Source organism: Desulfosarcina alkanivorans (genome assembly GCF_009688945.1).
In the GTDB taxonomy this organism is placed as follows: domain Bacteria; phylum Desulfobacterota; class Desulfobacteria; order Desulfobacterales; family Desulfosarcinaceae; genus Desulfosarcina; species Desulfosarcina alkanivorans.
The window spans coordinates 3,118,891-3,138,645 of the sequence record NZ_AP021874.1 but is presented as its reverse complement, the minus strand read 5'-3'; the positions used below and the strand labels follow the sequence as shown (position 1 = coordinate 3,138,645).

The following is a 19,755-nucleotide window of genomic DNA, read 5'->3' as shown; positions in this document are numbered from 1 at the left end:
GCCAAGGGGCGGCCTTCCATTGCTCTAACCTGGCCGATCAAAGAAATGCATGGCCCATTCCCCGGTAGGTGTCCACCCGGTCCACAATACCGCCGTCCTTGACCAGCAGCAGGTGGTTGAACCGTTCGCACAGTTCGCCGGCTTTGGCGTGCTGGAAGAAGACCGGGTCGCCGATGTCGGGGGCGTGGGCACCGGCGGGCAGTTTCAGGGGCGTCTGTACTTCGCCGGCCCCTTCCATGCCGATATAGGCCAGCCCCGGGGGCAGCATCGGCCGGGGCAGCTTGTTCGGGCCGACCTCACCGGATGCCACATAGCCGCCGCCCAGGCAGGTGATCAAGCGGGGGGCCGGCCGGCGCACCACCTGAAGGGCGAAAAATGCCGACGGCTGGAAGGTGACCTCGTGGAAATGCCGGAACAGCCCGGGGGCGAAAAATGCCGATCCGGCGGTAACTTCAGTGACGGCGCTGTCCATGGCCGTGGCCTTCAGGCTGCCGCTGCCGCCGCCGTTTACGATGTTGATGGTGCATCCTGCCTCCTCAAGGGCCTGAATGACGGCCTGCCGCCGCTTCATCAACTCCGTCATGGAACGCTGCTTTACCATGCGGAGGACAGCGTTTTTCAGCCCCTGGCCGGGGACGCTGTCGTTGACCGAGGCGATCTGCGCCTCATAGCCCATGACGGCCGTAATCCGCACGCCCTCGAGATCGGTCGCCCGGCGGGCCAGCCTGACGGCCTGATCGGCCTCCCTCAGGGGGCTTCGGCGAACGCCCAGGTGAATGGATCGGCCCATGGGGCGGTATGACATGTCGATCTCCAGGCAGGCCTCCAGCACCTGCCCGGATTGCCGCCCGGCCTGCGCCAGACACTGCAGCTGGGCAAGGGAATCGACCACCAGGGCGATGCGGGGCCCTCCGGCGGCGACGCTTGCGATCAGGTCCATGTCCGATCGCTGGACGGTGGGGTAGGCCACGATAATATCGTCGAACCCCCGGGCCGCCAGGAGCGCCGCCTCCTCGACGGTAAAGGCCAGGATCCCCCTGAAGGCGGGGCCGCCTTTATCGAACACCCGACCAATCAGATCCGGGCAGCGGATCGACTTGGAGGCCACCCGGATCGTTTTGCCGCTTCGTTTCTGGGTGCCGGCCACATAGGCGACGTTGGCGTCAAAGCGGTCAAGGTCCACGAATGCCAGGGGCAGGCGCCGGCCCTTGATGATGTCGCGATAGTAGTGGTAGTCCCGGGCGGATTTTTCGGGCATGGTTCACACTCCTGCCAAGTGGCTGGCCATCAATTTCAGACAGGTGGGGATACCAAGGCTTGATCATGGAAAGTGAATACTCACTCACCACTGTTAAACTGATCGGTTTTCAATCGATTGTCAAGGGAAAAGTAAAGGACAAGCATCCTCTGGAAGGCTGATCCCGACTTGACTTCAAGGCAGTGAGTGAGTAATCATTCTCTATCTGGAGGCGGTTCGTCCGAAACCGCCTTCCCGTATACAACGGAGTGGCGGATAGCGCGGCCGGCAACTTATGCAAAAATATCACAAAGACACATTTACTCGGATTCCCGAAGAAAAACAGCAACGGATTCTGGATGCGGCGGTGGCTGAATTCGCCGCCAACGGATTTCCCGGCGCCAACATCAACGTGATTGCCAAAAAGGCCGGTATCAGCATCGGGGCCATGTATAAATATTTCGCCTCCAAGGAGGATCTCTTTCTGACGATCATCGAGCGGGCCCACAGCCTGCTGGAAGGGGTGCTGGACGACATCGAGCGGGCGCCGGGCGGCATTTTCCTGAAGATTGAGAAAATGGTGCGCGCGGCCCAGCGATACGCTCGGGATTACCCGCAACTGCACCAGATATACCTGGATTTGACCTCCGAGGGGTTGTCCCACCTGTCCCGGAAGCTGTCCGGCAGAATGGAAAGCATTTCGGCCCGGTTTTACGACGCGTTGATCCGGCATGCAATGGCCAACGGAGAGATCGACAACCGACTGGACCCGCGCGTGGCTGCGCTGTGCATCGACAATCTGATCCTCATGCTTCAGTATTCCTACACGTCCGAATACTTCAAAGAACGGATGAAAATATTCATCGGTGCCGACGCATTGGTGGATGACGAAAAAATTGTCCGTGGCGTGATGGGCTTTATCAAGGCGGGGCTGCTGGCACAGAACCGGCCGGCATGAGGCATGCCGGCCGGTTCGTCAGGCGTTAGAAAAACATTTTTTCAGGGGGCCGACGCTCGGGCACGTATTCCTGATCGATGTCGCCGTCGTTCCACTGCCTGGAAACATAAAGGTTGCAGTAACAGGACCCGAATTCGGCCACATCGGGCTCCCGGTAGTCGCAGGGGCAGATGATATCGCGGTCATTGTCCCGGTCCCCCGAAGCCAGCCGGCAGGGGCAGACCATATAGCCGTAGCGCTCCTTGTTGACGAGCAATGCCTCCAGCAGTTCCATGACCCGTTCATGGTTGTTGCTGAAGTAGTACCCTTTGGGCTCCTGCACTTTTTTCAGTTTTTCATAAAGAACCGTTGCATCCATCACAGTCCCAGCGCCTCCTTGATTTTGTCTTCCTTGTAACCGACGATGACTTCGTCGCCGATGATCACCGTGGGAAACGAACATCGCGGGTTGAATTTTTTCACATCGGCCAGAATGGCTTTGCGTTCTTCTCCGTCCAGCAGGTCCACATCCACGAAATCATATTGAATGGTACATTCGTCCAGCAGGCGTTTGGTGGATTTACAATGGCTGCAGGTGCTCAGTGAAAAGACTTTCACAGGTTTTTCAGACATGACCATATCCTTTCCATAGGTGCGGGGCGTATGCGCGTGCTGATGGCCCCGACCCTATCAACCAGTTGGGTGGGTGAGCCCCTTACCTTAAAGGTCCGCCGTGAATCGGTCAAGGGAAATCAGTGAAACCGGGCACAATGTACACGGCCGGCTGCAGCGATCCGGCGGTATTTTACGAAGTACCCCTGTTCATGGATACGCTGGCGGTTCCATCGCCGGGGGCGATCCCGGATCGCTGCGTTGTCCGGCGGCCCAATCGCGTTGCCATTGTTGCTTTATCGACCCGTCGGTCCGGGTGCCCGGCCATCTCGGCATCTCACCCTATCTCCGAACAGGGGAGGCATGCAGCCCGGCACCCGGGGGATAAACAGTGAGAAAAATGGAAACAGTGCTTGACAGATGGCGATAATTTTTTTATTTGAAACAGTAATCATTCCTGATAAGGGCGTATGCATTGCAAATACCCTGACTTGATTTCACGTCGGATGAAGCGTTTTCAGCCATAAAATCATGAGCCGATGTCATTGACAGTGATTTTTTTACCCACACATAATCTTTCCACGAAGGAGGGACCATGGTCGAGAAGAAAGCCTTAAAACCCAAAAAAGAGATCGAACTCAAGGACCTGACGATTTGCGATGCCACCCAGCAGATGCTCGCCAAAGCCCGGCGCGACGGTGTTGAAACTCAGTTTGACAGGGCTGCCGGTATGAAGGCCTGCCCCATCGGTGCCGATTCGGCCTGCTGCAAGCACTGCTTCATGGGGCCCTGCCGGCTGAATGCAAAAGATCCGTACGGAAAAGTCGGCGTCTGCGGGGCGAACATCGATGCCATCCAGGCCCGTAACTTCGGTCGCATGGTTGCTACCGGAACCGCCTGCCACAATGATCACGGCATGGCCATGCTGGACATTTTCCGTGATGTGGTTCAAGGAAAAATCAAGGATTACCGGATCAAGGACGTAAACAAGCTGGTATCGATTTCCAAGGAGATCGGCATCGAGACCGAGGATCGCAGTGTCCAGGACATTGCCATGGATCTCTACCACGAGTTGGAAAAGACCTATACCCAGGTGGAGGGGGAGCTTCCCTTTGCCAAGCGTGTTCCTCCGAAGACACTGGAGATGTGGCGCAAGCACGGCATTGTCCCCCGGGGGGCCATGCGTGAGATCATGGAGATGATGAGCCGCACCCACATCGGCATGGACCAGGACCACACCAACCTGATCAAACAGATCTGCCGGACGGCGCTGGCTGACGGCTGGGGAGGCTCGATGGTCGCTACCGAGATCAGCGACATCCTTTTCGGCACCCCGTCTCCGGTCAGCGTGGAAGTCAACATGGGCGTACTCAAAGAGGACCACGTCAATGTGATCGTGCATGGCCATGAGCCCAACCTGTTCGAATCCATGCTGGCATCGGTCAATGCCCCCTCGCTGCTCGAGTCGGCCAATGAGGCCGGTGCCAAGGGCATCAACCTGGTCGGTATGTGCTGCTCCGGGGCAGAGGTGATGTCACGTCACGGCATACCCCATGCCGGCAACTTTTCCTCCACCGAACCGATTCTGGTGACCGGCGCCGTAGATGCCATGGCCGTCGACGTCCAGTGTATCCAGCAGGGCCTGGTCAAGGTGGCCGAGTGTTATGAAACAGAGCTGATTACCACCAACCCGCGCTGCCATCTCGAGGGGGCCACCCATATTGAACTGGATGAGCACAATCCCCAGAAGTGCACCGACGAGATCGTTATCCGCGCCATCAGCCGGTTTAAAAACCGCAAGTTTCCCGTCGAAATTCCCAAGAAAGTGGGCATCGGTGTTCACGGTTTTTCTCACGAGTACATCAACTACATGCTGGGCGGTTCCTTCCGCGCGTCCTATACCCCGCTGAACGAGAATATCATCAACGGGCGCATCCGTGGCGTGGCCGGCGTGGTCGGCTGCACCAACCCGCGTGTGAAGCAGGATTACGTGCATGTGGAACTGGTCAGGGAACTGATCAAGAACGACGTGCTGGTGGTCCAGACGGGCTGTTCGCAGATCGCACTGGCCAAGGCCGGGCTGACCTCTCCGGAAGCCGCCGCCCTGGCCGGACCGGGACTGGCTGAAGTCTGTGAAACCGTCGGCATGCCGCCCGTTCTGGGCCTGGGGTCCTGCGTGGACAATACCCGCATCCTCATCGCCTGCTCCGAAATGGTGCGTACCGGCGGCCTGGGGGACAGTATCGCCGACCTGCCGGTCGCGGGTGCCGCCCCCGAATACATGAGTGAAAAGGCCATCGCCATCGGCCAGTACTTTGTGGCTTCCGGCGTCTATACCGTTTTCGGCGTCACATTTCCGGTCACCAAGGGCACCAATTTCGAAAAACTGCTCTTCGAAGGGCTGGAAGAGATGGGCATGGGCAAGTGGGGGTTCAACCCCGATCCCCACGAGATGGCCAGGATGATGATCGCCCACATCGATAAAAAGCGCCAGGCCCTGGGTATCGACAAGGCCCGGGAGCGTGTGCTCATGGACATGTCCGACCGGCGGGATATCGACGCCGCCTAACCGGACGTTTCACGTTATCAGCAAAAATCAAAGGGGCTCGGTATCGAGCCCCTTTATTTATATACTCCGACCCTTGCCTGTTCACTGCAATGGCACAACAACGGGTGCCAGCCGTGCCGGTTTCGCATAACCGTGTCCCTGTTTTCGGATGGGATGGACCACCGAAAGGGTGTAATTTCGTGCTGGAAGGCTAATCGTCGGACAGCACCTGGGGGTGGTCGCCCAGAAACCGGTACAAGGTGGCCCGGCCGACGCCCAGGACTTTGGCCGCGCGGGCTTTGTTTCCGCCGGTTTTGGTCAGCGCCGCCCTGACCCGTCCGGCATCCAGCTTGCGAACGGGACCGCGTTTCGGTTTCTCGCAAACCATGCCCTTGAGTTCAATGGGCAGGTCTTCGGGTCGGATGACCTTGCCCTTGCAGCGGACGATGGCAAACTGGACGGCGTTTTGCAGTTCGCGAACGTTGCCCGGCCAGGTGTAGTCCATGAGGGCGTTCAGGGCGTCCTGGGCCATGCGGACCGGGCGTTGCCCCTTGATCGTTGGTGCCTGGGACAGAAAGTGGTCCACCAGCAGCGGGATGTCGGATTTGCGTTCCCGGATGGGAGGTATGTGGATGGGGATGACGTTGAGCCGGTAAAAAAGGTCCTCGCGGAAGCTTCCTTTTTTGACTTCTTTTTTCAAATCTTTGTTGGTGGCACTGACCACACGTACATTCACCGATACGGTTTTTTCTCCACCGACCTTCTCAAAAGTCCCTTCCTGAAGGAACCGCAGCAGCTTCACCTGAAGCAGCTTGGGCAGTTCGGCGATTTCATCGAGAAAAATGGTGCCCTGGTCGGCCAGCTCAAACCGGCCTTTCTTGTCCCGGATGGCTCCGGAAAACGCACCCTTCACATGGCCGAACAGCTCACTTTCGATCAGGCCCTCGGGCAGCGCCCCGCAGTTGATGGGAACAAAGGGGCTCCCGGCCCGCAGGCTTTCCACGTGAATGGCATTGGCCACCAGCTCCTTGCCGGTACCGGTTTCACCAAAGATGTGCACGGGGTAGTCGTAGCCGGAGACGTCTTTGATCTGCCGGAACACATCCACCATTTTGTCGTCGCAGCCGATGATATTGGAAAATCCGGTCATTTCTCTGGCTTTGACTCTCAGTTCAAAAAGGTCGGTGACATCTCTGAATGTGGCCAGCACGCCCACTTCCCTGTCCTGCTCGTCACGCATCATGGTGGCCGTCATTTCCAGCCGCCGGGGTTCCCCATCACGGGTGACAATGTTGACGGGGTATTCGGCGGTATCGAGAAAAATGGGGTTCCCGTCGCAAAAGGAACACCGGCTGCCGCAAAAAGGCCCGCCCAGGGCTTCATGACAGTCTTTGCCAACGACGTCCTCCCTGCGGTACCCGGTTATCGCTTCGGCCTCTTTGTTGAAATAAAAAATACGCCGGTTCAGGTCGTGGGCGATGATGCCATCTTTCATGTTGTCCAGGATCCGCTCCAGATTTTTCCGGTTGGACAGTATGTGGTCGATGGTCAGGGCGCTCATTTTAGCTCTGCATGAAGTCGGAAATCAGGTGTGACGGATAACGAAACGAAGCCCGCCCACAATCGGACAACCCGTGAATAGCGAGGGCAAGATAACACCAATAGTGGAAATGTTCAACCCAAATGGAATACTCACCAGCCGGTCGATATCGGGCCGAACCCGTCGGGATCAATAGAAATGGAGGCGATCGGACAGGTGGTGTCAGGCCGGGTGCAAAGGCAGGCTCGTCATGTCCAGTTCTGACCTGATGCCCAGCCGCGTGAGGGAAAAGTCGAACCGGACGGGGTCTTGGCTACAGATTTCCTTGAAGCCGTCGGTAATTTCAAGGGCCGTGCGCAGGTCGGCCTGTCGCCTGCGGGTAAATCCGAGTCGGCGGCCGACGGTGTGCATGTGGATATCCAGAGGAACGATCAGATCGGACGGTGCCACACATTGCCATCCGCCCGGATCCACCTGATCCTTGCGGACCATCCAGCGCAGATAGAGATGAAGCCGTTTGCAGGCGCTGCCTTTGCCGGGGTCCGGCAGCAGGTGGCCGGGACTGCTGCGGCCGCGGGTCAGCTGGCGATATAAATGACCGAGGGCTGCATGGAGGTTTTTCCCGTCCGTCGCCAGGCCCTCGGCGAGCCCGTTTTCCAGGCTGCCGAACTGCCGGATAACCCGACCGGCGGCATACAGCAGGGCTGCCATCTGGTCTCCGTCGGCAAAGCGGTGCCGGAATCCCAAAAAGGTCTCCCGCATGCTTTTCAGCGACCGGCGGGTGACGAAATGGTAGGGGGACGGCCCGATTTTTTCCAGCACCGCCGACACGCTTTTCAGGATCTGGACCACCCGGCCGTAGGCCAGGCTGGCGGCCACCAGCCCCACGATTTCCCGATCTCTCACATGGTCCCAGTCGTAGAGAAAGGTCAGGGGATCCGGGTCGACATAGGCCCGTCGATGGTACTGCCGGTAAATCTGTTCCAGCCGGTCCACCAGAAGGTGAGACGGCGTGACCGGTTTCAGGATGCCCATTTGTCGGTAAATGCGTCGATATCCGCATCGGTGAGCAGTTGGGCAAAACGCTGACCATGCGTGCTGCGGGATTTATAAAATGCCAGAAAATCAGCGATCATCCGCACCACGGTTTCCGCATCGTGAATGCCCGGCAGTTCCCTCGCCAGACGGGGATGGCGGCCCAGCTTGCCGCCGATCAGCACCCGGTAGCCCTTTTTGCCCGTCGTCAGCGTTCCCGTCGGACAGGCGGCCATGCAACTGCCGCAATGGACGCAACGGGCGGCGTCGACAGCGACGGCCGCCCCGGTCGCCGACAGCTGGACCGCGTTTTCCTTGCATGCATCGCTGCAGGCGCCGCAGGCGGTGCAGGGAATGTCGGTGAATTCGGGCGTTGCCGCGCCGATGATGCCCACGTCCTTGATCTGGGGCTGGGAGCAGGCGTTGGGGCAATCGGCAATGCTGATGCGAAATTCGTGGTGAAACTTCAGGCCGCCCTGCACCCGCGATCGCAGAAAACCCAGCAGGTCGGCGCCGGCCATGACCCGTTCGATCCGTTCGACCAGGACTTCGCTGGTGGTGGTCCGGTGGGGACACCCACTGCCGCCGAAGCAGGCATCCAGCTGGTAGCCTTTGACCTCGCTGCTCATTTTTTTGAGGTATCGGGCCTGGGTGGTCTTCACATCGGACAGGGTCACCCGGGTCTTTCCGGCTTCGGTCACTTCCTTTTCCACCCGGCTGCGGACTTTTTTGCGAACGAAAAAGGGTACTTTTTTTACGGCTGCGTCGGCTTCATCGGTCCATTGCATCGTTGATGGTTTCCTTTTGGCGCTGTTTCGTGTTCGGATTTTTTGCGATCCCGCCGGAAATGCGGCTTCCAGGGAAGCCTCAATCAGAACCGGGTCGTTTATCGTTGGAGCGGCTTCCAGCCGCGATGATCCTGTTGCATCGCGTCTGGAAGCCGCTCCAACGCCTTTTCGGTACCTTTCGGACACATGGACATGTGTGGCCTGTAAAAACTTTTTACTGCGTGACTAAACTAATACCCGGGCAGAAAAATGAAAGGGAAAGATTGAAATCGCGGTGGGTATCAAGTCTACCGAGGGTCAGTGTCAGCCAGCCAATAAATTTTTCGCGAGACGGGTTTCAGGGCCCGGGTGCCGCCACCGTGGCGAACGATTTTCAGGGCCCCCTGCACGTCGGTGACGTCAGTCCCCGCAAGCATGTGGACGGGCAGGTGGCCGTATGCCTCCGGAACCATGGGTGTGGAGGGGCCCAGCAGGACGGTTTTCAGGTCCGGTCCGGCGTGGGCAAGAACGGTTTCCGTGGAATTGTTGATGATGCTGGTGGCCGTGATCAGCAGCACATCGGCCCAGCCGTCGAGTTGCCCGTAGAAGGTTTTTTTGTCCCCCATCCCCCTGGCATCGTCGACCACCGACAGGGAGATCTTTTGTTTTTCCAACCGGCGGACCAGCGGTGGGAAGTAGCCGACCATGGCCACCCGGGCACCGGAACGGATGTTGAAATGATCGAAAAGCAGGGTGTTGCCCGGATCTTCGGGCAGCTTGCGTGCATACCGGTGGTTCAGGGCATTGACGGTTGCCAGGGCCATGGTTCGGCCCATGGGCGCCGCTTCCATTATCTGCCCAAGCAGGTCGATGGCCGGCCGGCCTTCGAAATCGGTGGCATCGCGTTGGCCGGCGCAGCCGCCGTCGCGGGCCACGCATGTGGCGGCGATACCGATCCCCCCATCCGAGGTGGTTACCGCCGTATACCCCAGACCGATGGTGACCTGGTCGATCGTGACCCGCGCTGCCGCGGCGGACATGCAGGCGTATAGTTTTCGATTCAGTTCCATCTAACAGCCGGTTTTACCCATAGGACACGCCGGATACCGGCACACCGGGCAGTCCAGGCACAGGCCGCCAACGGCAAAGCGGGCCAGGTCCCGGTCGTCCAGCCGCTCCCCGGCCAGCAGCCGGGGCAGCACCAGATCGAAAATCGTCGTTTGATGGTAAAGGGCGCAGGCCGGGATGCCCACGATGGGCATCTCCCCTCTGTAGGCCAGCTGGAACATGGCCCCCGGGAGTACGGCTGAACCATAATAAAGGGTATCCACCCCCGCCTGTCGGATACCGTGCCGGGTCACGTCGTCCGGGTCCACCGACATACCCCCGGTGGTAATGATCATGTCCGTGTCCGAGGCGGCAAACCGCTTCACGGTGTCGGCAATCCGCCGGGCGTCGTCAGGCAGGAACACGGTTTCAAGCAAGGATGCACCGAAAGCGGTCAGCTTCTGGTTGACGATGGATTCAAACCGGTCTTCGATGAGGCCATCGTAGACCTCATTGCCGGTGATCAGCAGGCGGATTTTTTTAAGCGGATAGTATTTGACACTGAAGACGGGTGCCTGCTCACGGGCCAGCGCCACGGCCCGGTCGAGCACCGACCTGTCGATAACCAGGGGGATGGCCCGGGTGCCGGCCACGATCTGCCCCCGGGATACGGGGACGTTGCTGTGCATGGCCGCGCACATGACGTCGGCAATCATGTTGAAGGCCACCAGGGCGTCGGTGTTGATCTTCAGCAGGCCGGTGTAGGCGGCGGTCAGCTGCAGTTTGCCTTCACTGGGCTTGCGGCCGAAGGTGATGCCGGGGCCGGCCAGGGCCGTGGCCAGCTCCACCACGGCGTCGTCTTCATGGACCTGGTCGGCACCCAGGTCCAGGACGTACAGGTGACGCTTGCCCAGGCGCATGAGCCGGCAGACATCCTGTTCCTGAACCTTGTGCCCCCGCCGAAAGGACGGGCCTTTGAATTCGCCGGGGCGGATCTCGGTGATATCGTGCGCCAGGCGGGTGCCGACAGCCTCTTCAACAGTAATTTTGGTCATGCCGCCATTGATCCGGCGGGCGTGGCGGGACTGGCACATGGACGCTTTCCCTTCAGAATGAGTGATCGTTATGCGGTTTTCAGTTGCATGCGGTTTTCAAGCGGCCGGTAATAGGTGCCCCGGGCGCAGGGGCGGCAGAGTACCCGGTCGCCCACCAGAATCTCCTTTTTGTCACGGATCGTGGCCCCGCATGACGCGCAGCGGGCCTTGAACCGGGAGGGACCCGGCAGATCGTGCACGGGCACATCCACCCAGACCGGCATGACGGTGAACAGCACGTCATCGGGCATGTTCATATACGCATCGCGCTGCTGCTGCCGGACATCCTCGATGCCCGGTGCATAAACATGGGCCAGGTCCCGCGAGGACTCGGTGGAAACAATGCGGAAGGCCTTGCCGCCATCCAGGTTGACGAAGGTGGCGGCCATGATGCCGTTGTCCACAAATTTCAGGGAGCGGCGGCCCAGCTTGACGCCGGTGACGTAGGCGATGGCGTCGGTGGCACAGCGGTCAATTTCCACGTATACGATCAGTTTCTTGATCTGGGGCAGCTGTCTGGGATTGTCCAAGCCGATGAGCCGGCACCCCAGCATGGCCATGCGCACCCCCACCACCTGACCGGGGCACAGGTGGCCGTGGGCCCGGGCCGAGCCTTCGAGCAGCGTTTTGAAATCGTCCATGGCTTCCTCGGTATTTTTTTTGAATATGTCTGCATTAACATAACCCAGGCCCAAAAAAAACCTTTTTCACGACCCTGCGACCTTCACAACAGCGCATTTCGGCCAGAATCGGCCTTGGGCGGGGATTTCAATCCTCAACAACCGGAGCCCATACCTGCGGTTGAACACGATGCCCTGATTTTGGCCGCGCGGCAGCGGTGGCAGCCGGCCTGGCCGTGATCCAGCATCCTATAATTCTGATTCCGGCCAGTCAGCGCGTTTCATGGCGGAGATGCCCTTTGGCGGGGGCGGGCGGTTTTCTTCCCTCCCCGGACCCCAGGGCGTTTAGAACAAATTCCCGTTATTGAAGATAACGCTTTTTTAACCGGCCATTTTCTGTTTAAATAGCGCCTCGGTGCGATCATCGGGCTTGTCATGGCACCAGCTGTTGTTATTTTACGGTTTCGTGCCCGTGCGGGCATTATTTTATGCAATCGGTGCCTTGCATGGCGACCCGCATCTTGCGGCAGGTGCTTTCCGCAGGCGGTCACCGATCCCTGATTCAGCGGAAAGGACGCAACCGCCGTATACTAAAAGGAGCTGTTTTTGAAGAACGCGAACCCACTGTGGAAATTTTTCTGTTCCGTCACCCTGACCATTGTCCTTTTGCTGTCTCTGGCGCTTACCTCCATCATTGGCACCGTTATTCCCCAGAACGAAAACCCGGACGCCTATCTGCATGCCTACGGGGCCTTTCGTTACCAATTGCTCAGCACCCTGGGAATTTTCGATATGTACCACTCGTGGTGGTTCCAGGGGCTGCTTCTGCTCTTGACCGTCAATATCGTGGTCTGTTCCATTGACCGGCTCAGCGGCAGCTGGCGGCTGATTTTCAACCGGCATCCCAAGGTTCGCCCGGAGCGATTTACCCGGCGGTCGGACGCCCGGACTTTCACCGACAAGCGGGATGCCGGGGAACTGGTTAAACGCTTTGAGCCGCTGATTGCCCGCCGCTACCGCCACTGCAGGGTCACCCGATCCGATGACGGGGCGGTGATCTATGGGGAAAAGGGGCGCTTGTCCCGGTTGGGGGTCTACGTCGTTCACCTGAGCGTGATTTTTCTGCTTGTCGGCGGACTGGTCGGATCTTTTTTCGGTTTCGAGGGGTATGTCAATATTCCCGAGGGTGAAGCCACGGATGTCATCCGCATCCGCAACACGGGGCAGATTCACCGCCTCGATTTTCAGATCCGCTGTGACGACTTCAACCTGACGTTGTATGAAACCGGTGCCCCCAAAGAATACCGCTCCTCGCTGTCCATCCTCGACGGGGGCAAGACGCTGAAGCAAAAAGACATCATCGTCAACGATCCCCTTCGTTTCCGGGGAATCAATATCTTTCAGTCCAGTTACGGAAAACTGCCGCCCGAAAAGATGCCCCGGCCGGTCGTGCCGGATTCCGGACCGGCGGACGCCTATTCCCTCAGTTTTACCAGCCGTGCATCGGGCATGAGCTACACCCTGACCGCCAGGGTGGGCGAACCGGTAACCATTCCGGAGGGCCTGGGAAAGTTTGTCTTCATGTCCTATGAGGCGGACGCCGCCTTCCGCGAAATGGATGTGGGGGCGGCCCTGAAGGGACTGCTCACCCCGGCGACCGGTGAAACGGTGGAAATACTGCTTCCCCTGAAGTTTGCCAATTTCGACAAGATGCGCGGCGGCGATGTGATCATTGCCGTGGCCAACCAGCCCCAGGAGAAATTTGTACCCCAGCAGCCCGCCGGGGAGCGCTATTATACCGGCCTGCAGGTGACGCGTGATCCCGGCGTGTGGCTGGTCTACACCGGGTTTATCTTGATGCTGGCCGGCTGCTTCGTGACGTTTTACCTGTCTCACCAGCAGGTGTGCATCGTGATCGAGCAGCTTCGTAACAACAGTCGGGTCACCTTCGCCGTTACGGCCAACCGCAACAAGCTGGCCATGAAAAATACCACCGAGAAGATTTATACCGCCATGACCGAGGCCCTTTGACACAAAAAGGAGTTCAACATTGCCTATGAGCAGTTCACAGCTACTCTCCATTTCGACCTTTGTTTTTGCTCTGGCCGCGTTTTTTTACCTGGCGGCCCTGATTTTCAGGAGAACCCGGTTGACCGTGCCTGCCCGATGGACGGTATTGGCGGCTGTGCTGGTGACCACCGCCGGCCTCCTTCTGCGCTGGGTGGAGTCCTACCAGATGGGAATCGGGCACGCACCACTTTCCAACCTGTATGAATCGCTGGTGTTTTTCTCATGGACGGCCGGCGTGATCTACCTCTTCCTGGAGTTTAAATACAAGAACGCGCTGATCGGTGCCTTTGTCACGCCGATTGTATTTCTGGCCATGGCTTACGCATCCATGTCGCCCAATATCAGCGACCGCATCCAACCGCTGGTGCCGGCCCTGAAGAGCAACTGGCTTATCGCCCATGTCGCCACCTGTTTTTTCGGCTACGCCGCCTTTGCCATCGCCTTCGGGATGAGCATCATGTACCTGATCAAGGCAAGGGATCCTGAAAAGGGCGGGGGGATCATCGGTCATATTCCCAAACTGGATGTGCTCGATGAACTGACCCACCAGATGGTGCTGTTCGGGTTTCTTTTTCTCACCGGCGGGATCATCACCGGCGCGGTGTGGGCCAACTCCGCCTGGGGCAGTTACTGGTCCTGGGACCCCAAAGAAACCTGGTCCCTGATCACCTGGTTCATCTATGCCAGCCTGCTGCATGCCCGCCTCATGCGCGGGTGGCAGGGAAAGCAGATCGCCTATCTGTCCCTCGTCGGTTTTGCGGCGGTGCTGTTCACTTATTTCGGCGTCAACCTGCTGCCGGGGCTTCACAGTTATGGAAAAGTATAGCGTGTGTCTATTCAGAGATGGCATCTTGCGGCTCATGCCGGTGTGCTCACAATTTTGCAATCCTCGACGTAGCGCTGCTGCGCCTGCGGTTGGAAAAATGCTGCGGCCTTGGCGTGTCGTAGATCCCGGACAGCGGGGACCCACAGGCCACCACCTTTGGAAAGACACCATCGATTGAGGGATTACTCTGATATGACTATAGAAATGGATCAACTGGACAAAACGATTCTTAATCGTATTCAGACACGATTCCCGTTGACCCCCCGGCCCTTCGCGTCCATTGCCCGGGAACTGGGAACCACCGAGGCCAGGGTGCTCAAGCGGGTCTCGCGGCTCAAGGAAAAAGGCATCATCCGGCGAATCGGCGGGAACTTCGTTCCGGGAAAGGTCGGGTTCGTCAGCACCCTGTGCACGGCCCGGGTTCCCGAAGAGAAGCTGGAGTTGTTTGCCCGGACGGTAAACGGTTTTCCCGGGGTGACCCACAACTACCTTCGGGAAAATTCATTCAACGTGTGGTTCACCTTTATCGCCCCATCCATGGCCGTGATCCGTGAGAATCTGGCCCGGATAGCCGAGAAAACTGGCGTCGAGCGGATCCTCAATCTGCCCGCCACCCACGTTTTCAAGATCAAGGCCAAGTTCGATGTCTGATGTTGGTCCACTGTCGGTTGTTTTTTGATATCCCTGCGAGGCATCGTCCTCCACAAGGATGGTTGCGGGGGACCCCTTTTTTCCGTGCAGGGGCGGATCAGCCGGTTGGCGGCGGTGCGCATGACGGGCTGTCCTGGAGAATGCGCTGGATCGTGTTCGAGAGATCGGCAATCTGGTAGGGTTTCTGGATAACGGCTGTCGGCGGCATGTCGTCGAAATGACCGGCAACCTGGTCGGCGGCCAGGCCGCTGGCAATGATGATGGGCAGTTCGGGGTTCAGTTCCCGCAATGCCTGGAATGTCGCCCTGCCGTTCATTCCCGGCATGGTCAGGTCCAATACCACGCATCCGATGGATTCGGCCTGCCGGCCGAACTGCTCCAGGGCCTCCTCTCCGCTCTCGGCGGCAACGACTTCATGGCCCAGCCGCTGGAGGATGGCTTTCCCCACCTCGAGCACCATCTTTTCATCGTCAACCAGGAGCACCTTTAGGCCTTGTTTTGTATTGCCGGCGGCATCGCTATTCATTGCAGCGTCCTCATCGTTTTACTTCGGTATCCTGAAGGCGGTGACCCGGGTGGCGAACCGGTCCGGATCCTGTCTGGCAGCGGTCAAACTTGGCTTAACCAGGCGGTATAATAGTCCAAAATCCCTGAAATTTCAAACTTAATTTTAACAGGCGCAGCCATCCCCGACGGTCTGCCCGGCATGCTGGAAACCTGCCGGGCGGTGATTTTCCGAATGCCACTTTTGGCGTGCACCGGCCAGGAGGCCTTCTATCGTTCAGGGCAGCGGCCCCAGTTCATAGGGGATCCGCCGGTTCAGCCGGATGCCGTGAAGATCGATCCAGACATCGTATACCAGGATCTCTACGCCGTTTTGCGATGCCTGACGCAGCTTTTTCCCGTACTGGGGATCGATGTGGTCGGCGGGCGAAAAGGATCGGGCGTCCATGCGTTGAATCAGGAAAAACATGGCGCATCGATATCCGGCGGCCACCAGGTCCTGGAGTTCGACCAGATGCTTTTGGCCCCGAACGGTCACCGCATCGGGAAACGTGGCCGCGCCGCCGTTTACCAGGGTGCAGTTTTTGACCTCCACGTAGCAGGGGCGGCGATCCTCTGACTCCAGCAGGATGTCGATCCGCGAGTGTCTGCCCGCGGGGACTTCGCGCCTGAGCGTGTCGTAGCCGCTCAATTCAGCCACATCGCCCGTCTCAATGGCGTGGGCGGTGAGCCGGTTGGGTATCTGGGTGTTCACCCCTACCAGGGATCCGGGCATGTGTATCAGTTCCCAGGTATACTTGAGCTTGCGTCTGGGATTGTCGTGACAGGAGAGATAAACCGGCCGGCCCGGCTGGCAGCAGGCCGTCATGCTTCCCGAGTTGGGGCAGTGGGCGGTAACGGTTTCCCCGCTGTCCAGACGGACGTCCGCAAGAAACCGTTTGTAGCGCCGGATCAACGTCCCGGGGATCAATTCCGGCCAGGGGATCATCCCCATTTTGTCAGGGCTGTCGGGCTCTGTCATTTATCGCCTTTCGGTTGCGTTGACATCGGTGGGCGACAAAATAACAGACGGCGGGCGGTTTGGCCAGTAATCCATTGACAGGACCTCTTTTTCTGGGATAGGTGAACAATGTTAACGTTGCCAACATGACCGGTCTCCCATGGCCGGGAAACATCCGCACGGTTGACGTGTGCGGAAAAAAGCGTTGTGAGGAGGGCTACCCATGCTGTTCAATCCCAAGAAGGCGCAGTTCGACCACCTGGACCGGCGATCCAGGGAGATCATGAAAAAGACCATCGATTTTTTTGAAACCAAGGGCAAGAAAAAGCTCAAGGAAGACGACCACGAACGGGTCTGGTACGACGATTTCCTGCAGTTCGTCAAAAAAGAGGGGATCTTCGCCTCCCTGCTGACCCCGACCCCATACGGCGGCGAGGGATGCCGCTGGGACACCTTTCGCAACATGGATTTCAACGAGATCCTCGGTTTTTACAGCCTGGCCTACTGGTACGCCTGGCAGGTGTCCATTCTGGGTCTGGGCCCCATCTGGATGGGCAAAAACGAAGCGGTCAAGGAAAAGACCGCCAGACTGCTGGAAGACGGCGGCATTTTCGCCTTCGGCCTGTCGGAAAAAGAGCACGGTGCCGACCTGTACGCCAGTGATATGGCCCTGACGCCCATGGGTGACGGGCAATACCGGGCCGACGGCGGCAAGTACTACATCGGCAACGGCAATGAGGCGGCCCTGGTCTCCACGTTTGCCAAGAATTCGGAAACCGATGAATACGCCTTTTTCGTCGTGGACCCCAAACACGACTGCTACGAATGCGTCCAGAATGTGGTCAACTCCCAGATGTACGTCTCCGAGTACGCCCTTCATGGCTACCCCTTGACCGACGACGACATCCTCACCACGGGCAGTGAGGCATGGGACTCCTCCCTGAACACCATCAACGTGGGCAAGTACAACCTGGGCTGGGCCTCCATCGGCATCTGCACCCACGCGTTTTACGAGGCCATCGACCATGCGGCCGGCCGCTACCTGTTCCATCATTATGTGACCGATTTCCCCCACATCCGCCAGCTGTTTGTGGATGCCTATGCGCGTTTGTGCGCCATGCGCATGTTTGCTTCCCGGGCTGCGGACTACATGCGCAGTGCGTCGGCCGACGACCGGCGCTATCTGCTCTACAACCCCATGGTGAAGATGAAGGTGACCACCCAGGGCGAGGAGGTGATCAACCTGCTGTGGGACGTGATCGCGGCCAAGGGCTTTGAAAAGGACACCTACTTCGAAATGGCGGCCCGGGACATCCGCGCCCTGCCCAAGCTGGAAGGCACTGTCCATGTGAACATGGCCCTGATCGTCAAGTTCATGGCCAACTACTTTTTCAATCCCGGCCAGTTCCCGGAAATCGGGAAAATGGACGCGGCGGTCCATGATGATTTCCTCTTCAACCAGGGCCCCACCAAGGGGCTGGGTAAAATCCAGTTCCACGATTACCATATTGCCTACGACAGCATCGATCTTCCCAACGTCCGGGTATTCAAGGAGCAGATCGACCTGCTGGTGGAACTGCTGGCCACCGCCGCACCGGACCGGGAACAGATCAAGGACATCGATTTTCTGCTCAACATGGGCGAGCTGTTCACCCTGGTGGCCTACGGCCAGCTGCTTATCGAAAAAGCGGGCATTGAAGGGGTGGCGGACGACCTGATGGACCAGATCTTCGATTTCATGGTACGGGATTTCTCCAGGTTCGCCCTGCAGCTCTACAGCAAGACCAGCAGTACGGACACGCAGATGGCGGTCTGTATGCGGATGATCAAAAAGCCGGTAGCCGACCCGCAGCGCTTCAACCGCATCTGGGAGAAAGAGGTGTACGCCCTCAAAGGGGCATACCGCATGAACGACTAAAAACCATCAAAAGGATTCTCTGATCCAGTTGTTAGCAGCAATTTTGATTTCACCCAACAGATGATGCCTTCGTAAACAATCGCATCCCCTGCTGCAGGATATCCAGGATGTCGGTTCGGGTGTAGCGACGGCCGGCGCCGATGCCCGGGCATTCACGGCGGACGGCTTCCCACCGGGCTTCGGAACGCAGGTTGGCAAACCAGAAGGGAAACGTCCGGCACTGCAGGGGGCGGACGGGATAGATCCGGCAGCCGCTTTCGAAAAACAGGCAGCGGCCGTCAGGGGCTTCCCGGACCCGGTATCCGTTTTCCCGGGGAGACAGATACGCGTCGACCACCCCGGAATCCGACATACCCAGGTAAGCGGCCATGCCGGCGACCTCCCGTTCATTGACCCGAACAATACCGGGGGCGCCGGTGCAGCAGGCACCACAGCGCTTGCACTGGAAGCGGATGCCCGCATCGAAAAAGTAGGGACGCTGGTACAGGGGGTTCATCGGACGGCTCCATTCACCTGCTGAATGGCCATGGCCATATCAGATCCGCGCGGCGGAATCCAACCCAAATCGGATGGGTGGGATGACCGGTGGCCTTTCCGGTTTTGCGCCGATCCCGGCTGAAAGCGGTTGTGTGGGCAGAAAACGGCGGCGCCGGGGGAGGCCCCCGGCGCCGCGGTCATTCAGCGATCACAGCTGTTTTTTATTGGTTCGGGCAGTTCCCCGTTCCGTAACCCATGCCATGACGCTTGCCGTGGTGGCCCATGCCCCGGCCTTCCATCATGCATCCCCGGCCGGCATCGGGACTGATCTTGCGCATGGCCATAATATGGTCCAGGCGTTTCTGGTCCAGGCTCCCCCGCAGTTCGGTGATTTCCCGCTGCAGGCCCGAGGCTTTTTTCACATCCGGTTGGCGCTTGGCCATTTCCGCACGCAATGCCAGCCGCTTGGCATGCAGATCCTGCCGTTCGTTTTTGGTGGTCTCGAAAAATGCCTGCCGCTCGGCATCCAGCTGTTCGCGTTGTTCGGGGGTGACGTCCGCGTTCATCTGACCGTAGGCGCAGTCGCCCCGGCGGTGTTGCCCGCCGTAGCCCCCGCCTCCCTGTTCATCGGCCTGATATCCCATTCCTTTGCCCGCCATGGCGTTGGCACCCACGGCGATGATGGCGACGGCGGCCAGGCCGGCAATTGCGATTTTCATGTTGCTGGTTTTCATGATTGACTCCTTTCATGGTTAAAAAAGATGAAGATGGTCCAATTGATGCCGGGTTTCACTGTCGATAATTTTCTTGAGCAAGGCTGGTGCCATTTCCGTTTGATTTTCGGCTGGAAAAATCGTAACCTTCTAAATCTA

General features: G+C 58.7%; 20 protein-coding genes. 7 read left to right on the top strand and 13 right to left on the bottom strand.

Translation table 11 applies throughout. The features are described from left to right. Window positions 1-37 precede the first annotated feature (37 nt). Window positions 38-1,258 (bottom strand): alanine racemase, encoded by a 1,221-nt coding sequence (locus tag DSCA_RS13850; RefSeq protein WP_155316987.1) that lies wholly within the window; start codon window positions 1,256-1,258, stop codon window positions 38-40. A 274-nt stretch (window positions 1,259-1,532) separates the two neighbouring features. Here DSCA_RS13850 and DSCA_RS13845 point away from each other — a divergent pair, with 274 nt between their 5' ends. Continuing rightward, window positions 1,533-2,195 carry a TetR/AcrR family transcriptional regulator gene (locus DSCA_RS13845; RefSeq protein ID WP_155316986.1) on the top strand — a complete coding sequence of 221 codons (663 nt, stop codon included), beginning with the start codon at window positions 1,533-1,535 and terminating at the stop codon, window positions 2,193-2,195. A gap of 25 nt (window positions 2,196-2,220) precedes the next feature. Here the strand turns inward: DSCA_RS13845 and DSCA_RS13840 are convergent, their stop codons facing one another. Continuing rightward, window positions 2,221-2,553, bottom strand: coding sequence for a ferredoxin-thioredoxin reductase catalytic domain-containing protein (locus tag DSCA_RS13840; protein ID WP_155316985.1), 333 nt, complete (start codon window positions 2,551-2,553; stop codon window positions 2,221-2,223). Then, on the bottom strand, window positions 2,553-2,807 hold the full coding sequence (locus tag DSCA_RS13835; protein WP_155316984.1) for a glutaredoxin family protein: 255 nt from the start codon (window positions 2,805-2,807) through the stop codon (window positions 2,553-2,555). Before DSCA_RS13835 ends, DSCA_RS13840 begins: the two co-directional genes overlap by 1 nt. A gap of 122 nt (window positions 2,808-2,929) precedes the next feature. Here DSCA_RS13835 and DSCA_RS13830 point away from each other — a divergent pair, with 122 nt between their 5' ends. Next, window positions 2,930-3,181 (top strand): hypothetical protein, encoded by a 252-nt coding sequence (locus tag DSCA_RS13830; protein ID WP_155316983.1) that lies wholly within the window; start codon window positions 2,930-2,932, stop codon window positions 3,179-3,181. A gap of 200 nt (window positions 3,182-3,381) precedes the next feature. Next, complete coding sequence (cooS, locus tag DSCA_RS13825) at window positions 3,382-5,355, top strand: anaerobic carbon-monoxide dehydrogenase catalytic subunit (RefSeq protein ID WP_155316982.1); 1,974 nt, start codon at window positions 3,382-3,384, stop codon at window positions 5,353-5,355. 190 nt (window positions 5,356-5,545) lie between these two features. On the opposite strand, the gene DSCA_RS13820 is transcribed toward cooS, so the two are convergent. The 6 genes from DSCA_RS13820 to DSCA_RS13795 all read right to left on the bottom strand — a co-directional run bounded on the left by DSCA_RS13820 (window position 5,546) and on the right by DSCA_RS13795 (window position 11,458). After that, complete coding sequence (locus DSCA_RS13820) at window positions 5,546-6,895, bottom strand: sigma-54 interaction domain-containing protein (RefSeq protein WP_155316981.1); 1,350 nt, start codon at window positions 6,893-6,895, stop codon at window positions 5,546-5,548. Window positions 6,896-7,096: 201 nt separating this feature from the next. Further along, on the bottom strand, window positions 7,097-7,909 hold the full coding sequence (locus DSCA_RS13815) for a TIGR02757 family protein (protein WP_155316980.1): 813 nt from the start codon (window positions 7,907-7,909) through the stop codon (window positions 7,097-7,099). After that, window positions 7,897-8,697: a 4Fe-4S binding protein gene (locus DSCA_RS13810; protein ID WP_155316979.1), complete on the bottom strand. Its 801-nt coding sequence runs from the start codon at window positions 8,695-8,697 to the stop codon at window positions 7,897-7,899. Before DSCA_RS13810 ends, DSCA_RS13815 begins: the two co-directional genes overlap by 13 nt. Before the next feature lie 287 nt (window positions 8,698-8,984). Continuing rightward, window positions 8,985-9,746: a DUF364 domain-containing protein gene (locus DSCA_RS13805; RefSeq protein ID WP_155316978.1), complete on the bottom strand. Its 762-nt coding sequence runs from the start codon at window positions 9,744-9,746 to the stop codon at window positions 8,985-8,987. After that, complete coding sequence (locus DSCA_RS13800) at window positions 9,747-10,817, bottom strand: molybdopterin-binding protein (protein WP_231716484.1); 1,071 nt, start codon at window positions 10,815-10,817, stop codon at window positions 9,747-9,749. A 29-nt stretch (window positions 10,818-10,846) separates the two neighbouring features. Next, on the bottom strand, window positions 10,847-11,458 hold the full coding sequence (locus DSCA_RS13795; protein WP_155316977.1) for an FmdE family protein: 612 nt from the start codon (window positions 11,456-11,458) through the stop codon (window positions 10,847-10,849). 585 nt (window positions 11,459-12,043) lie between these two features. Here DSCA_RS13795 and resB point away from each other — a divergent pair. The 3 genes from resB to ahbA all read left to right on the top strand — a co-directional run bounded on the left by resB (window position 12,044) and on the right by ahbA (window position 14,984). Beyond that, window positions 12,044-13,468 carry a cytochrome c biogenesis protein ResB gene (gene resB, locus DSCA_RS13790; RefSeq protein WP_167527770.1) on the top strand — a complete coding sequence of 475 codons (1,425 nt, stop codon included), beginning with the start codon at window positions 12,044-12,046 and terminating at the stop codon, window positions 13,466-13,468. A gap of 25 nt (window positions 13,469-13,493) precedes the next feature. After that, entirely contained in the window at window positions 13,494-14,333 is an 840-nt protein-coding gene (gene ccsB, locus DSCA_RS13785) for a c-type cytochrome biogenesis protein CcsB (protein ID WP_155316975.1), read from the top strand. A 192-nt stretch (window positions 14,334-14,525) separates the two neighbouring features. Next, window positions 14,526-14,984 carry a siroheme decarboxylase subunit alpha gene (gene ahbA, locus DSCA_RS13780; RefSeq protein WP_197904790.1) on the top strand — a complete coding sequence of 153 codons (459 nt, stop codon included), beginning with the start codon at window positions 14,526-14,528 and terminating at the stop codon, window positions 14,982-14,984. Window positions 14,985-15,081: 97 nt separating this feature from the next. On the opposite strand, the gene DSCA_RS13775 is transcribed toward ahbA, so the two are convergent. Together DSCA_RS13775 and sfsA are read right to left on the bottom strand one after the other, a co-directional pair. After that, on the bottom strand, window positions 15,082-15,510 hold the full coding sequence (locus DSCA_RS13775; protein ID WP_155316974.1) for a response regulator: 429 nt from the start codon (window positions 15,508-15,510) through the stop codon (window positions 15,082-15,084). A 255-nt stretch (window positions 15,511-15,765) separates the two neighbouring features. Then, a complete protein-coding gene (sfsA, locus tag DSCA_RS13770) occupies window positions 15,766-16,509 on the bottom strand; it encodes a DNA/RNA nuclease SfsA (RefSeq protein ID WP_155316973.1) in 744 nt (247 codons plus the stop codon). Between the two features lie 202 nt (window positions 16,510-16,711). Between sfsA and DSCA_RS13765 the strand changes: the two genes are divergently transcribed. Then, complete coding sequence (locus DSCA_RS13765) at window positions 16,712-18,406, top strand: acyl-CoA dehydrogenase (protein ID WP_155316972.1); 1,695 nt, start codon at window positions 16,712-16,714, stop codon at window positions 18,404-18,406. A 49-nt stretch (window positions 18,407-18,455) separates the two neighbouring features. On the opposite strand, the gene DSCA_RS13760 is transcribed toward DSCA_RS13765, so the two are convergent. Then, window positions 18,456-18,902 (bottom strand): YkgJ family cysteine cluster protein, encoded by a 447-nt coding sequence (locus tag DSCA_RS13760; RefSeq protein WP_155316971.1) that lies wholly within the window; start codon window positions 18,900-18,902, stop codon window positions 18,456-18,458. 202 nt (window positions 18,903-19,104) lie between these two features. Further along, window positions 19,105-19,617 (bottom strand): Spy/CpxP family protein refolding chaperone, encoded by a 513-nt coding sequence (locus tag DSCA_RS13755; RefSeq protein ID WP_155316970.1) that lies wholly within the window; start codon window positions 19,615-19,617, stop codon window positions 19,105-19,107. Window positions 19,618-19,755: the final 138 nt, after the last annotated feature.

Excerpts from the sequence above, each read along its gene's own strand:
- DSCA_RS13850 (WP_155316987.1), bottom strand. The coding sequence starts at position 1,258 with ATGCCCGAAAAATCCGCCCGGGACTACCACTACTATCGCGACATCATC.
- DSCA_RS13845 (WP_155316986.1), top strand. The coding sequence starts at position 1,533 with ATGCAAAAATATCACAAAGACACATTTACTCGGATTCCCGAAGAAAAA.
- DSCA_RS13840 (WP_155316985.1), bottom strand. The coding sequence starts at position 2,553 with ATGGATGCAACGGTTCTTTATGAAAAACTGAAAAAAGTGCAGGAGCCC.
- DSCA_RS13835 (WP_155316984.1), bottom strand. The coding sequence starts at position 2,807 with ATGTCTGAAAAACCTGTGAAAGTCTTTTCACTGAGCACCTGCAGCCAT.
- cooS (WP_155316982.1), top strand. The coding sequence starts at position 3,382 with ATGGTCGAGAAGAAAGCCTTAAAACCCAAAAAAGAGATCGAACTCAAG.
- DSCA_RS13820 (WP_155316981.1), bottom strand. The coding sequence starts at position 6,895 with ATGAGCGCCCTGACCATCGACCACATACTGTCCAACCGGAAAAATCTG.
- DSCA_RS13815 (WP_155316980.1), bottom strand. The coding sequence starts at position 7,909 with ATGGGCATCCTGAAACCGGTCACGCCGTCTCACCTTCTGGTGGACCGG.
- DSCA_RS13810 (WP_155316979.1), bottom strand. The coding sequence starts at position 8,697 with ATGCAATGGACCGATGAAGCCGACGCAGCCGTAAAAAAAGTACCCTTT.
- DSCA_RS13805 (WP_155316978.1), bottom strand. The coding sequence starts at position 9,746 with ATGGAACTGAATCGAAAACTATACGCCTGCATGTCCGCCGCGGCAGCG.
- DSCA_RS13800 (WP_231716484.1), bottom strand. The coding sequence starts at position 10,817 with ATGTGCCAGTCCCGCCACGCCCGCCGGATCAATGGCGGCATGACCAAA.
- DSCA_RS13795 (WP_155316977.1), bottom strand. The coding sequence starts at position 11,458 with ATGGACGATTTCAAAACGCTGCTCGAAGGCTCGGCCCGGGCCCACGGC.
- ccsB (WP_155316975.1), top strand. The coding sequence starts at position 13,494 with ATGAGCAGTTCACAGCTACTCTCCATTTCGACCTTTGTTTTTGCTCTG.
- ahbA (WP_197904790.1), top strand. The coding sequence starts at position 14,526 with ATGACTATAGAAATGGATCAACTGGACAAAACGATTCTTAATCGTATT.
- DSCA_RS13775 (WP_155316974.1), bottom strand. The coding sequence starts at position 15,510 with ATGAATAGCGATGCCGCCGGCAATACAAAACAAGGCCTAAAGGTGCTC.
- sfsA (WP_155316973.1), bottom strand. The coding sequence starts at position 16,509 with ATGACAGAGCCCGACAGCCCTGACAAAATGGGGATGATCCCCTGGCCG.
- DSCA_RS13765 (WP_155316972.1), top strand. The coding sequence starts at position 16,712 with ATGCTGTTCAATCCCAAGAAGGCGCAGTTCGACCACCTGGACCGGCGA.
- DSCA_RS13760 (WP_155316971.1), bottom strand. The coding sequence starts at position 18,902 with ATGAACCCCCTGTACCAGCGTCCCTACTTTTTCGATGCGGGCATCCGC.
- DSCA_RS13755 (WP_155316970.1), bottom strand. The coding sequence starts at position 19,617 with ATGAAAACCAGCAACATGAAAATCGCAATTGCCGGCCTGGCCGCCGTC.